Below are 14078 nucleotides of genomic sequence, written 5' to 3' on the forward strand. Positions count from 1 at the left end.
TTAATTTAGGATGATAAAAGCATTACAGGTTTCAGTAGTAATCATACTGACAAGTCTTTTCCTTTTCCCTTTTTTCTTTTCTTTCCTGCCGTCGGTAAACACAAAAATGTTTTTAGCGGTGTTGGGATTAATAGCTTTTTCTTTTGACTGCATCAATGGATATACCCAACCATTTAATAAAAGTCTGGCTAAAATTTCTTCATGGGCATTAGGAGTTTCTTTCTGCAGCTTTCTTTCAATGACATTGAACGGCACGCCAGATAATTCTTATTTAGGTTATATCGTTTCTATGGCTGTATGGCTTTTTGCTGCTTATTTCTGCGTAAGTCTGATGAGATTGACACATGGAAAAGTAACGGTAGAAATCATAGCCTGCTATCTCGTAGGAGTTGCTTTACTACAATGTACATTGGCCCTGCTAATCAACCATTTCCCTTTCATAAAAAATTTGGTCGATGCAAGCATCACAGGAGAAAAATATATGGGGGTTGGAGTAAAAGGAAGACTTTATGGTATCGGTTGCGCATTGGATGTAGGTGGTGGACGCTTGGGAGCTATTCTTATTCTAGTGGCATATCTGATACTTTTGGCGATGAAACGACAATCCCGTTGGAATTTTGTTGCGTTACTGGGAGTTTTTATATACATTCTGGTAATTGGAAATATGATCGGGCGCACAGCTTCTGTCGGTGGTGCCTTGGCTTTAGCTTATCTAGCCTGGTCAATTGTAAAAAGCCCTAATTATCGTTCCGTTTCTTTCGGGTCTTTTCTCCCTTTGACTATTTTAGTCATCGGTTGTGGAATATTGCTGTGCGTCGGATTATATCAAGTGAGTCCGGAAGCCCAAAAACTGTTGCGTTTTGGATTCGAAGGTTTCTTCAACTATTTCGAATATGGTAAGTTTGAAACTTCCTCCACCAATATGTTATCTGAAGGTATGATTTTCCCAGACAATTTATGGACCTGGATTTTCGGTGATGGATACATGGCAAGCGGACTAAATGACCCATATTACACAGGACCTTCTGATTATGGTTTCTACATGAATACAGACGCAGGATATTCTCGTTTTATATTTTATTTCGGTTTAACGGGACTTTCAGTATTCATCCTATTTTTTGTAGCAGTATGCAAAGAATGCATGGCAAGAATAAAAGACCATAAACTTTTATTTTTTGTTCTTTTAACAATGAATTTATGTGTATGGGTAAAAGTGTCCACTGACTTATTTCTAGTGTTTGCCCCATTCTTATGTCTAAATACTCAGGACATACGATGTGAAATGAATAATGAAACCAGTAAAGAAGTATGATTATTGTCAACATAGCTTGTGGCCTCGCAAACCGCATGTTTCAGTATAGCTACTATTTATATCTGAAAAAAATGGGATATGATGCAAAGGTTGACTTTTACAAGACAGCCAAACTGGAGCATGAAAATGTAGCATGGAACTCTATATTTCCTAATGCACCCATACAACAGGCTTCTGTATGGGAAGTATTCAAAACAGGTGGAGGAAGCGATATGATTTCTAAGATTCGCCGGCGTTATTTTTCATTTAGCTGCAACGTGAAGACTCTTTCTGCCTTTGAAGCACCTCTCCCTGATAAAACTAGCCACTCTGTCTATATGATGGGAGTATTTCAAAATGCTGAAATGGTGGAAACGGTTCGTGATGAAGTGCTTAAAGCATTCATGTTCCAACCGTTTATAGACCGTCATAATCTTGATTTGATGAAAGAAATACAATCGTGCCGGTCGGTTGCCATCCACGTGCGAAAAGGAAAAGATTATATGTCAAGAATCTGGTATCAACAAACTTGCCCTATAGCGTATTATCAAAAAGCAATAAAATTGATAGAAGAAAAAATAAAAGATCCCCGATTCTATGTTTTTACAGACAACCCAGAATGGGTAAAAGAAAATTTCAGAGATTTTGAATATACACTTGTGCAAGAAAACCCAGTTGCAGGATATGGCAGCCATTTTGATATGCAACTGATGAGTCTTTGCCAACATAATATTCTTTCAAACAGCACATACAGCTGGTGGGGAGCTTTTTTGAATAGAAATCAAAGCCCAATTGTTATCTGTCCAGAAATATGGTTCAACCCGAACAGTTGCAAGGAATATTCTTCTCGACAGATCCGGTGTAAAGGATGGATTACACTATAACAATAAAAACAAAAAGCGGATTGTTCCACAGCTATATATGCCTGATTAGTCAAAAAAGTTTGTATCTTTGTCTGACTGATTATCCAACAAAACATTCATTAGGAGTATGGCAAGAAAGAGATACCCGATAGGAATACAGACTTTCTCTGAAATCAGAAAAGGTGATTATCTGTATGTCGACAAGACGGAATATGTTTATCGCATGACGCATGCTGACGCGAAGTATATGTTTTTAAGCCGTCCGCGCCGTTTCGGGAAGTCACTGCTTGCCAGTACGCTCCATGCTTACTTTGAGGGAAGAAAGGAGTTGTTTGAAGGACTTGCCATCGCGAACATGGAAATAGAATGGGAACAATATCCGGTTCTGCATTTTGACATGAGTCTGGGAAAACACATGGACAAGGATGCCCTGAACCGCTACCTGCACAACATGCTGCAAAACAACGAACTGCGTCTGGGAATAAAAACCCGTGATGTAGAAGATACAAATGTGAGATTTACCAATCTGATTATGGACATCTACCATCAGACGGGAAAGCAGGTGGTTGTGCTGATAGACGAATACGATGCGCCTCTCCTGGATGTGGTGCATGAAGAAAAGGATCTGCCCGTGCTGCGCAACGTGATGCGCAACTTCTATAGCCCGCTGAAAGCCTGCGATCCCTATCTGCGCTATGTCTTCTTGACCGGAATAACCAAATTCTCGCAACTGAGCATTTTCAGCGAACTGAACAACATCAAGAATATTAGCATGGAAAGGGAATATGCGGATATTTGCGGCATTACGGAAGAAGAGATAAAAAGGCATATGAAAGAAGGGATGGATGAACTTGCTGATAAACTGCAAGTGACTCACGACGAAGTTCTTGATGCCTTGAAAGAAAATTACGACGGCTATCACTTTACATGGCCTTCACCGGATGTATATAATCCGTACAGTTTGCTGAATGCCTTCAGCGACGGCAGATTAAATTCATACTGGTTCGGCAGCGGCACTCCGACTTATCTGATTGAAATGTTGCGCAAGTACAATGTATTGCCTTCCGAAATAGGCGGCATAGAAGCTATGGCTGCCGACTTTGATGCTCCGACGGAACAGATGGAAAGCATCGTCCCGCTGCTTTATCAAAGCGGATATATCACTATTAAAAAAGGCGATCCGCAAATGGAAATATATCTGCTGGACATTCCCAATAAAGAAGTGCGGGTAGGACTGATGAGAAGCCTGCTCCCGAATTATGTGAACCGGCAGGTGCGGACCTGCAACGTGACGGTAGCCAAAATGTCGCTCGCAATCAGCGAAGGACGGATGGACGATGCCTTGCGTCTGCTGCAAACGTTCCTGGGAACGGTTCCCTACTGTGACAACACGGACTATGAGGGACACTATCAGCAGCTGATGTACATCATATTCAGCATGTTGAGCTATGAGGTAGATGTAGAAGTGCGTACACCTCATGGACGTGTAGACATGGTGCTGAAGACACGGAGCAAGCTTTACCTCATCGAGCTGAAGCTTGACAGGAGTGCAGACAAGGCCATGGAGCAAATTAATTTGAAAAACTATTCCGACCGGTTTGCCTTATGCAAACTGCCGGTTGTAAAGGTAGGCATAAACTTTGACAGCAAAAAAGGCACAATCGAAGACTGGAAAATAGAAACGGCCTGAAAGCCGAAAGACAAGAAAGTTTTTGCTCTTATTATGGAATAATGCTCAGCGGAGCATATTTTAAGCTAAAAACGATGAAAATCATTTATTGCACACACTCCCTCTGCAATCCCGGAGGAATGGAACGGGTACTTGTTAACAAGGTTACTTACCTCGTAAACAGGCTTCATTGGGACGTTTCCATAGTGACGACAGACCAGAAAAGCAGGCCTGCATTCTATCCGCTGCCTGAGGGAGTAAAAACAACAGACCTCGGAATAAACTACTCGGACGACAACGTAAAAAGTCCGGCAGAAAAGATTCTGGGCTACCTGAAGAAAAAGAGAAAGCATAAAAAACTGCTGTCCGAACTGCTGAAACGGGAACAGGCGGATATCGTGGTATCGCTCTATCCTTCTGAATCTTCTTTCATTCCGGATATCAAAGACGGCAGCAAGAAAGTGCTCGAACTGCATTACTGCAAATATTTCCGTTTGCAATATGGCCGGAAAGGAATATTGGGAACAATAGACAAATGGCGGACGAAACAGGATGAACGCATTGTCCGGAAATTTGACAAGTTCGTTGTGCTGAGCCAGGAAGACAAAGGATATTGGGGAAATCTTCCGAATATAGAAGTGATTCCCAATGCGGCGTTGTTACAGACCGACAATACATCAGACGTAATGCCCCATCGGGTCATCGCCGTAGGAAGGTTGGATTATCAGAAAGGATTCGACCGTCTGATTAAAGCATGGCGCATCATTATGGAAAATGGAAAGTTCCCCGACTGGAAACTGGATATCTTCGGCCAGGGAGAATGGAAAGATATGCTTCAGGGAATGATAGACAACTTTAGCCTCCAGCATTCGGTCAAACTGAATGCCCCCACCAAAAACATTGTTCAGGAATACACGAAAAGCTCCATGCTGGTCATGAGTTCCAATTATGAAGGCTTTCCCATGGTAATGATTGAAGCAATGGCATGCGGGCTGCCTGTAGTATCCTTCGACTTCAAATGCGGACCGAAAGACATTATAGATAACAACGCAAACGGCATTTTGGTTCAAAACGGCGACATAAAAAAGTTAGCGGACGCCATGATGAAGCTGATGAAAGATGAAACGCTTCGCAAAAAGATGTCGGAGCAGGCAAAGAAAGTTGTACGCACCTACTCTGAAGAAGCTGTAATGAACAAATGGATTCATCTGTTCAATTCTTTAAACAAGCAATGAAAAAACTTTTGCAAATAAATCCCGTGCTGCGGGTTTCTACTTCCACAGGACGCATCATGCAGGAAATCGGAGAACTGGCGATGCATCACGGCTGGGAAAGCTATATTGCCTACAGCAAAGGACGGGACGGACTGCGTGAATGCCAGTCGCATCGTGTTCCTGTGGGATGCAAGTGCGACACCCTCTGGCATGGAGTGGAAACACGCCTGTTCGACCGGCATGGACTGGCTTCATCGGCGGCCACACGGGCACTGACACACCAGATAAACGAAATACGCCCGGATATCATACACATTCACAACATCCACGGCTATTTTCTGAACTACAAGATACTGTTCGACTATTTGTCCAGATGCGGGATTCCGGTCATATGGACTATACATGACTGCTGGCTGTACACCGGACATTGTTATTATTATTCTTACGTCGGATGCAACAAATGGCAAACCGGATGTGAACATTGCCCGCAAAAGAAAGAATTTCCGTCCAGCCTGTTTTTCGACAGAAGCCGGAAAAACTACGAAGACAAAAAAAGAGCCTTCACGTCCATGCCGAAGGACAAACTGATTATTGTACCTGTGTCAAAATGGATAAGGGGAGAAATGCAGAAATCTTTCTTGAACGGGTATGAATACAGGGTCATTCACAACGGTATCAACACGGACGTTTTCAACATGCGAGATACACAAAACGTCAGGACAAAATACAAACTGGGAAACAAGCATGTCCTGCTTGGCGTTGCCAGCATCTGGAGCAAAGAGAAAGGACTGGATGATTTCATCAAGATGGCGCATGCGCTGGAAGAAGATGAGGTGATCGTACTGGTAGGAATCAAGCCGGAGGAAATGAAAAAACTGCCCGGAAACATTGTCGGCATAGCCCGGACCGAAAATATAAACGAACTGGCCGAACTGTACTCGGCTGCAGATGCGTTTATCAATCCGACATGGCAGGACAACTACCCTACCGTCAATATGGAGTCCATCTCATGCGGCACGCCTGTTGTGACATACCGGACGGGAGGCAGTATTGAAGCCGTAACGGAAAGCACCGGCTACATCGTGACGCAGGGCGACATAAAAGGGCTGCTTGACGCTGCCCGCACCATCCGGAAAGCCGGAAAGCTGCACTATCAGCAGCTATGCCGCAAATACGCCTTGGAGCATTTCAACAAAGAAGACCGCTATACGGACTATATCCGGCTTTATGACGAACTGACGGAGCGTCACTGACATGCTGCAACGGATCTAAGAAACTGTTTTGAATTTCTCCAAAAAGTTTTTCTTGGCTTGATGTATTCGTTTTCGTGTGTGCTTTGGGCTATTTTTTGGTCTTTTCCGCTTCTGTTCTTCGTCAGATAGCCCGCTATCTTCCTCATCACACAAACGGAAATGCCTCAAAAACTCATCCCAAATCAGCACACGATAAATTCAAAACAGTTTCTAAAGCGGAGGCATACAGTCAGACGCTGCCGGGAACAACAAACAAATGAAAAACTTCTATGAAAAATAAACCGTTGAAAATACTGCAACTCGGCAAATTTTATCCGATACGCGGAGGAATAGAAAAGGTGGCATATGACTTAACTGTCGGACTGTCTGAACAGCACACTGACTGTGACATGATGTGCGCTGCCATACAAGGGGGAAACAAGATCATTCCAATAAACGAACATGCACGGATAATATGCTGCCATACATGGATGAAAGCCGCCGCAACCATGATTTCGCCGGCTATGGTCTTTATGCTGCGGAAGATGCAGCGGCAATATGACATCATCCATGTGCATCATCCCGATCCGATGGCCTGCCTGGCCTTGTTTCTGTCCGGCTACAAGGGGAGAGTCATCCTGCACTGGCATAGCGACATATTGAAGCAGCAGTTTCTGCTGAAACTGTACAAGCCGCTGCAACAATGGCTGATCAGACGTGCTGACCTGATTATAGGCACATCGCCTGTATATCTGGCCGAATCACCTTTTCTGCAGAAAGTACAGGAAAAAACGGTCTGCCTCCCGATCGGAATAGCACCCGTAAAACAGGACTTGAAAAAAACAGAAGAAATCAGAGAAAGATACAGGGGAAAAAAAATCGTGTTCTCGCTTGGGCGTTTGGTCCCTTACAAAGGCTACAGATACCTGATCAATGCAGCCAAATACTTGGATGAAAGCTATGTGATCCTGATAGGGGGAACAGGACCGCTGAAAGATGACCTGCAGAAAGAAATCGAAGAACAGAACCTGTCGGAGAAAGTATTTCTGGCAGGACGTATCAGCGATGAAGAGCTTTCAGGATACTATGGAGCATGTGATGTGTTCTGTCTCAGCAGCATACAAAAGACAGAAGCTTTCGGCATCGTGCAGATCGAAGCCATGTCGTGCGGAAAACCGGTTATCGCCACAAACATTCCGCATTCAGGAGTGGCGTGGGTTAATGCGCACGGCATATCCGGACTGAATGTCAATCCGGAAGATGCGCACAGGCTGGCCGAAGCCATCAAAGCCGTAACGGAAGACGAAGCTGCATATAAAAGGTATTCAGAAGGTGCGGCAAGCAGATACCGGGAGCTATTCACCAAGGAAAAGATGATAAGTAAATGCTTAAATATATATTGTTATGAAAAATGAAAGTACAGATGCAATCGCAAAGACACTGGAAGCAAATGTAACGGCAGAAAGAAGTTACAATTACAGAAGCATGTCGGTTGCTGCATGTAGGACAAAACGTGTCTTCGACTTTTTGGGGAGTTTGTTGGGTATGGTGGTGTTCTCACCTGCATACCTGGCTATTTATTGTCTGATCAAATGGGAGGATGGAGGTCCGGCCATATTCAAGCAGGAGCGTATCGGCTACGGGGGAAAGCCGTTCACGCTTTACAAATTCCGCTCCATGACCGTACAGTCTGAATCAGACGGCAAACCGGCTTTATGCCAGAAGAACGACAAACGGCTCACCAAGATAGGAGGTTTCCTGCGTGAGCATCATCTGGACGAACTGCCTCAACTGTGGAACATACTCAAAGGGGAAATGAGTTTTGTGGGGCCGCGCCCGGAACGCAAGTTCTTTGTCGACAAAATTACGGCGATAAATCCGAACTACGAACTGCTGTACCAGCTTCGCCCCGGGGTTTTTTCCCCGGCCACGCTCTACAACGGCTATACCGATACGATGGAGAAAATGCTGGAACGGCTCAGAATGGACCTGAAATATATGAGGGAAAGGTCACTGTGGCTTGACTGCAAGATTATCTTCCTTACGGTAAGTTCCATTCTTACAGGAAAAAAATTCTAAAACAAGAAATATGGTAAAGACAAAACCCGGACTGAAACTGAGAAAAATAGGCAGCCAGTACATGATTGCGGACGCATGCGACGGAAATGTAAACATGAGCAGCGTATATAGCCTGAATCAGACGGCTGCACAGCTATGGACACAGATAGAGGAAGGCAATTCGACCCCTGAGGGACTGGCTGACTACCTGTGTGAAATATATGAAACAAACAAAGATACAGCTCTGCACGACGTGGAAAGGCAACTGGCCGAATGGAAATCTTACGGTCTGATATGCTGACATCTCTGAAACTATGACATCCAGGGAAACAGAAAACACAGAGAGGGAACGGACAGCGTTGCTTGCGCTTCTGAAGGCCGGATTATGGGAATGCAGCCCGAACAACCTGAATCTTTTTCCTCTTTCGGCAACGGAGTGGAAGCATGTATTCAGGATGGCCGGACAGCAGACGGTCACCGGACTGACATTCCAGGGACTGCGCTGCTTGCCGGACAACCTGCTTCCTCCCCAAACATTGCTGCTGCAATGGACCGCCGAAACGGATGCCATCGAACGGAGAAACAAAAAAATGAACGCTGCATTGCAGACTCTCTGCTCCTCCTTCCATGAAAAAGGACTGAATCCGATCCTCCTGAAAGGACAAGGCATAGCCCGGCTTTACGAAAATCCGCTGCTCAGGGAATGCGGCGACATCGACCTTTATTTTCAAAGCGCACACGACAGGGAGGCCGCACTGCAACATATAAGGCAAATGCGCATACAGATAAAGGAAGAACCCGACGGCAGTGCATTCTATGTGTGGCAAGGAGTGAACGTGGAACATCACCAACGGCTGTTTGATCTGTACAATCCATTCCAGCAGCATGCCATCGGCCTGCTGATACGTCAGAAAGGATTTCAAGAAACAGGATCGGCACCTTACCGGCTTCCCTCCCCTTTCCTCAACCTGCTATTGCTGAACCTGCACATCCTGAAACATGCGCTGGGACGAGGCATCGGCCTGCGCCAGTTTTGCGACATGGCACGTGCCTGCTACAAACTGCATGGGGAAATCAACCGGGAAGAAATGAAAGCAGTATGCCGGAAACTGGGGCTCGGACAATGGAATCCGCTGCTGCATGCTTTTCTGACAGACTGCCTCGGACTGCCTGCCGAATGTCTTCCATATCCCGAAATCGCATCTACAGCGCAGCCTCTTTCCGACATTGTATGGAGGGGGGGGAACTTCGGACAGCATAATCCGCTATACAGCAACACGGGAAACAAAGCACGCAAATGGGAAACAGCACGCTCGTTCGGACGCAACGTAGGCTTTGCTTTCCGCTATGCGCCGGCAGAAGCCTTCTGGATTTTCACCAGCCTGATAAAAGGACAGTTCAGGTAAAGGAGGCAGAGAGATTAGAGTTTAAATTTTCCGATTAAGTATTTTTATGCCTATCAATTGCACTACATATTATTTCCGCATAGCAGACTTTCTGTTCTCGGTACAGTTGCCTGAAGCATCAGACATCGAAAAGCTGCTTCCTTCTTTCCAGCCTTTCCGGGAAACAGAAAATACGGACGGACAGATTCTTTTCAACTTTTCGGCACTGCCAGACGGCATTTCGCAGGAAGAAAGTTCGGACAAGCTGCTGGAGGAAACCGATAATGACATGGGGCATCTGAGCTTATACGCTTCAAGCACAGGCTATCGCGTTGATGTTTCAAACAACGGCTATACCCATCGGCTACAGGCATCCCCAGACTTTTCGTCCGTCAGAGCTTCTGTTCTGTGGAGCGACAAATACGTGGGAAACATACTGTCTTCCATGATCCGCATCGCTTATGCACAAGCCATACTGCCCCATGAGGCTGTATCCATTCATGCCGCAACGGTTTCACACGAAAACAAGGCTTACCTTTTCATGGGAAAAAGCGGAACAGGCAAAAGCACCCATGCCAGTCTATGGACCGCCTGCATACCGGGTGCTGAACTGTTGAACGATGACAATCCTACCGTCCGCATCGTGAACGACAGAGCGTATGCCTACGGCACACCCTGGAGCGGAAAGACGCCCTGCTATAAAAACGCCTCCTATCCCATAGAAGGGATGGTACGGCTGGTCCAGGCACCCGAAAACCGTTTCATTCTGAAGGAAGGAACAAAAGCATTTGCCATCCTTTATCCGGGATGCTCAGTGATATCGCAGGATGTCCGCCTGCGCAACTGCCTGTACGACACACTGGCACGGCTGTCCGGAATGACAACCGTCGGTGCGCTGGAGTGCAGGCCCGACAAAGAAGCGGCGCTTCTGTGCTTTCAGAATCTGAATCGCTTGTCAACTCCAAATGAAATAAGTATAATCCATTAAATTTATAACACACAACAATGAACAAACAATTTTTATGGGCAAGTCTGATTGCCGTACTGTTGCTGACATCCTGTGCTTCACGAAAGAATTTCGTCTACCTGCAGGATATGCAGCTGGGGGAAAAATACCCCGTAGAAACCAGCTATGAAGCTGTTATCCACAAAGACGACCGGCTGAACATCACGGTAAGCAACAAAAATCCGGAACTTGCCATTCCGTTCAACGTCTCGGGAGGAAACTTCAAGGTCGGAGCCGACGGAAATGTAACGGCAGACAACTCAACCCGAACAAACGAGAACGGATACCGCGTGGACGCGTCAGGAAACATCGACTTTCCCATTCTCGGCAAGTTGTACGTAGAGGGCTTGACTGTAAGCCAGGTGAAAGAACTGATCAAGAAGCGGATCGAGGAGGGAAACTACATGAACGACCCGCTCATCTCGATCGAGTTCCTCAACTTCAAGTACACCATGCTGGGAGCTGTTGCAAATAACGGCACCTTCACCACAAACGGTGACCGGATAACGATTCTGGAAGCCATAGCCAAAGCGGGTGACCTGAGTGCGAAAGCGAAGGTAGACCGGGTAGCCGTCATCCGGGAAGTGAACGGCGAACGCGAAATGCACATGCTCGACCTGCGCAGCACAGACGTGTTCGACTCGCCCTGCTTCTACCTGCAGCAGAACGACATCGTATATGTAGAACCCAGATACCGCAAGAAAGACAACGAAGACCGCGGCTGGCAGATCGGAACAACCCTGCTGTCCATCGCAACCGTTGTATGTTCAATTTTGTGGGCTATCAAATAACCATTCTATAAAAAACTATGCAGACTAATACTCCGACAAACAAGAACGACCAGAGCATCAATGTAATGGATCTGCTCGTTTATTTCGCATCCAAGTGGAAATGGTTCCTCATTTCGATACTGGTATGCGGAGGCATAGCATGGTACTGCTACGCCAGTGCGCCGCTGGTCTATTTCCGGTCGGCAACCGTTATCATCAAAGATCCGTCCAACAAGACTTCCACTACGGGACTGGACCGCTTCGACAACATCATCAACAAAGTAAACGTAGCGAACGAAATTCTTCAGTTCCGTTCCAAGAAACTGGTGCGCGAAGTGGTAAAGCGGATACACGCCGATATCAGCTACCTGAAGGAAGACGGACTGCGCACCAACGAGCTGTATACACAGTCGCCCGTACTGGTCAATTTCCCGGATGCTTTGCCCGAACAGCATTTCGCCTTTACGCTGACGCTGAAGGACAACAAGACAGTGGAGCTTTCGGACTTTACAGGCATCAGCGCCAAACCGAACTATACCATCAGCCTGAACGACACGACGGAGCTGGCCGAAGGCATGCGCATCGTGGCCACATCCACCAACTTCTATACCGATTCATGGAAAGACGCTTCGATCCGCATCGTAAAGCGTCCGATGGAGTCTATGGTAAACTATTACAAGGGGGCGATCGGAATCCGTCAGGAAGAAGAAGAATCCTCCATCCTTACCCTCTCGCTGAAAGACAGTTCGCCGGCACGCGCGGAAGACATGCTGAACACGCTTATCAACGTGTATAACGAAGAGGCGGTGAAAGACAAGAACCAGGTGGCGGTGAATACGGCCAACTTCATCAACGAACGCCTCATCATCATCGAAAGCGAACTGGGAAGCGTAGAATCGGATCTGGAATCGTTCAAGCAGAGAAACCAGATTATCGATATCGCTTCGTCGGCAGGCATGTACATGTCTGAATCGCAGAAGTACAACACCGACGCACTGGAACTGGAAACGCAGCTCAGACTGGCAAACTTCATCAAGGAATACCTGACAGACCCGACCAAGGAAACCGACCTGATTCCGTCGAACACCGGTATCAGCGACATGAATATCGAAAACCAGATCAATCTGTACAACACGGCCAAACTGAAGCGTGACCGGCTGATAGATGACAGCAGCGAGAACAATCCGGTTGTGAAAGAGCTGAACAACACGCTCAGGGCCATGAAACAGAATATCATACGCGCCGTTGACAACATGATTGTCAGCCTGAACGTAAAGCGGAACGATGCGCAGAACCGGGAAATGAGGGCACAGGACCGCGTAACGGCAATCCCGACCAAAGAACGCCAGATGCTGTCGATCGAACGCCAGCAGAAGATCAAGGAAGCGCTTTACCTGTATCTGCTGAACAAACGTGAGGAAAACGCGCTCTCGCAGGCAATGGCGGACAACAATGCCCGGGTAATCGACGGAGCGGAAGGAAGCGATTCGCCCATCTCACCCCAGCGGAACCGCATTCTGCTGCTCGGAATACTTATCGGAATCGCCCTTCCGGCTGTGGGATGCCTGCTGGTACTCTTCATGGACACACGTGTACGCAGCCGCAAGGAGGTGGAAAAAGCGCTGAACGTGCCGTTCCTCGGAGAGATTCCTTTCGACAAGGAAAAATCGAAAGAACACCAGAATGGAAGAACTGCAGGCATAGCGGACGAAGACGGCATGGTGTCTGAAGCCTTCCGCATCCTGCGCACCAACATCTCGTTCATGTCGCACAAAGACAAGCCCATACAGGTGATCACATTTACGTCGTTCAGCGAAGGTGCCGGAAAGACCTTCATCTCGCAGAACCTTGCCACCAGCCTTTCTTATACAAAGAAACGGATTGTCATGGTAGACCTCGACATCCGAAAGGGTACGCTGAGCCACCGCTTCGGAAGCCGTCAAAACGGCGTTACAAACTACTTGTCCGACTCTTCGGTCACCGTAGATGACATCATCCAGAAGCACGAATACTTCGATGTCATTCCGTCCGGACCCTCGGCTCCCAACCCGGCCGAACTGCTGATGGACAGCCGACTGGACGAACTGATTGCCGAACTGCGCAAACGTTACGACTATATCATTGCCGACAACGTGCCTGTGGGCATCATCGCCGATGCCAGCATCGCCAACCGTATAGCGGACCTCACCGTGTTTGTGGCGCGCGCCGGACGTCTGGACCGCCGCCAGCTCCCTGACATCGAAGACCTCTACGAAGGAAAGAAGCTGCGCAACATGGCGCTCGTTCTCAACGGAGTGGATCCGAAACGCCGGGGATACGGATACGGCTACGGATATGGTTACGGTTACGGACATGGATACGGCTACGGACATTCGAAGAAAAAGAAATGACGCTCCGCCGGTACAATTGCATAATCCGGCATGGACTTCTTTTGCCCACAAAACCTGCATTTTCTAGGGTATCAGAGCGCGAAATTTGTCTTTTTTGGCATTTTTTACCACCCGAAGAGCAAATTCTTCGCAAAAATTATCCGTCATATCATAAATATACGTAACTTTAGCCGCTAAGGATGTAGCGGGATCGTTAAAAT

General features: G+C 46.9%; 12 protein-coding genes. All 12 read left to right on the plus strand.

Annotated elements, in window-relative coordinates:
• Window positions 1–10: 10 nt before the first annotated feature.
• The gene (locus QUW60_RS05470; protein ID WP_289559002.1) at window positions 11–1312 is read left to right on the plus strand and encodes a hypothetical protein; all 1302 of its coding nucleotides are present in this window, start codon (window positions 11–13) and stop codon (window positions 1310–1312) included.
• Entirely contained in the window at window positions 1309–2175 is an 867-nt protein-coding gene (locus QUW60_RS05475) for an alpha-1,2-fucosyltransferase (RefSeq protein WP_289559004.1), read from the plus strand. The genes QUW60_RS05470 and QUW60_RS05475 overlap by 4 nt, the downstream gene beginning before the upstream one ends.
• A gap of 106 nt (window positions 2176–2281) precedes the next feature.
• Window positions 2282–3844 carry an ATP-binding protein gene (locus tag QUW60_RS05480; RefSeq protein WP_289559007.1) on the plus strand — a complete coding sequence of 521 codons (1563 nt, stop codon included), beginning with the start codon at window positions 2282–2284 and terminating at the stop codon, window positions 3842–3844.
• Window positions 3845–3918: 74 nt separating this feature from the next.
• Window positions 3919–5058, plus strand: a complete 1140-nt coding sequence (locus tag QUW60_RS05485) for a glycosyltransferase family 4 protein (protein WP_289559009.1) — start codon at window positions 3919–3921, stop codon at window positions 5056–5058.
• Complete coding sequence (locus QUW60_RS05490; protein WP_289559011.1) at window positions 5055–6290, plus strand: glycosyltransferase; 1236 nt, start codon at window positions 5055–5057, stop codon at window positions 6288–6290. The genes QUW60_RS05485 and QUW60_RS05490 overlap by 4 nt, the downstream gene beginning before the upstream one ends.
• Window positions 6291–6559: 269 nt before the next feature.
• Window positions 6560–7684 carry a glycosyltransferase family 4 protein gene (locus QUW60_RS05495; protein WP_289559013.1) on the plus strand — a complete coding sequence of 375 codons (1125 nt, stop codon included), beginning with the start codon at window positions 6560–6562 and terminating at the stop codon, window positions 7682–7684.
• Window positions 7685–7754: 70 nt separating this feature from the next.
• Complete coding sequence (locus QUW60_RS05500) at window positions 7755–8348, plus strand: sugar transferase (protein ID WP_289559147.1); 594 nt, start codon at window positions 7755–7757, stop codon at window positions 8346–8348.
• 10 nt (window positions 8349–8358) lie between these two features.
• A complete protein-coding gene (locus tag QUW60_RS05505; protein WP_289559015.1) occupies window positions 8359–8628 on the plus strand; it encodes a PqqD family protein in 270 nt (89 codons plus the stop codon).
• Between the two features lie 13 nt (window positions 8629–8641).
• The gene (locus QUW60_RS05510) at window positions 8642–9733 is read left to right on the plus strand and encodes a nucleotidyltransferase family protein (RefSeq protein ID WP_289559017.1); all 1092 of its coding nucleotides are present in this window, start codon (window positions 8642–8644) and stop codon (window positions 9731–9733) included.
• A gap of 46 nt (window positions 9734–9779) precedes the next feature.
• Window positions 9780–10700 carry a phosphoenolpyruvate carboxykinase gene (locus QUW60_RS05515; protein WP_289559019.1) on the plus strand — a complete coding sequence of 307 codons (921 nt, stop codon included), beginning with the start codon at window positions 9780–9782 and terminating at the stop codon, window positions 10698–10700.
• A gap of 17 nt (window positions 10701–10717) precedes the next feature.
• Window positions 10718–11509 carry a polysaccharide biosynthesis/export family protein gene (locus QUW60_RS05520; protein ID WP_289559021.1) on the plus strand — a complete coding sequence of 264 codons (792 nt, stop codon included), beginning with the start codon at window positions 10718–10720 and terminating at the stop codon, window positions 11507–11509.
• Between the two features lie 17 nt (window positions 11510–11526).
• The gene (locus tag QUW60_RS05525) at window positions 11527–13878 is read left to right on the plus strand and encodes a GumC family protein (RefSeq protein WP_289559023.1); all 2352 of its coding nucleotides are present in this window, start codon (window positions 11527–11529) and stop codon (window positions 13876–13878) included.
• Window positions 13879–14078: the final 200 nt, after the last annotated feature.

The sequence above is a fragment of the Bacteroides gallinaceum genome, assembly GCF_030373775.1.
In the GTDB taxonomy this organism is placed as follows: Bacteria; Bacteroidota; Bacteroidia; order Bacteroidales; family Bacteroidaceae; genus Phocaeicola; species Phocaeicola excrementipullorum.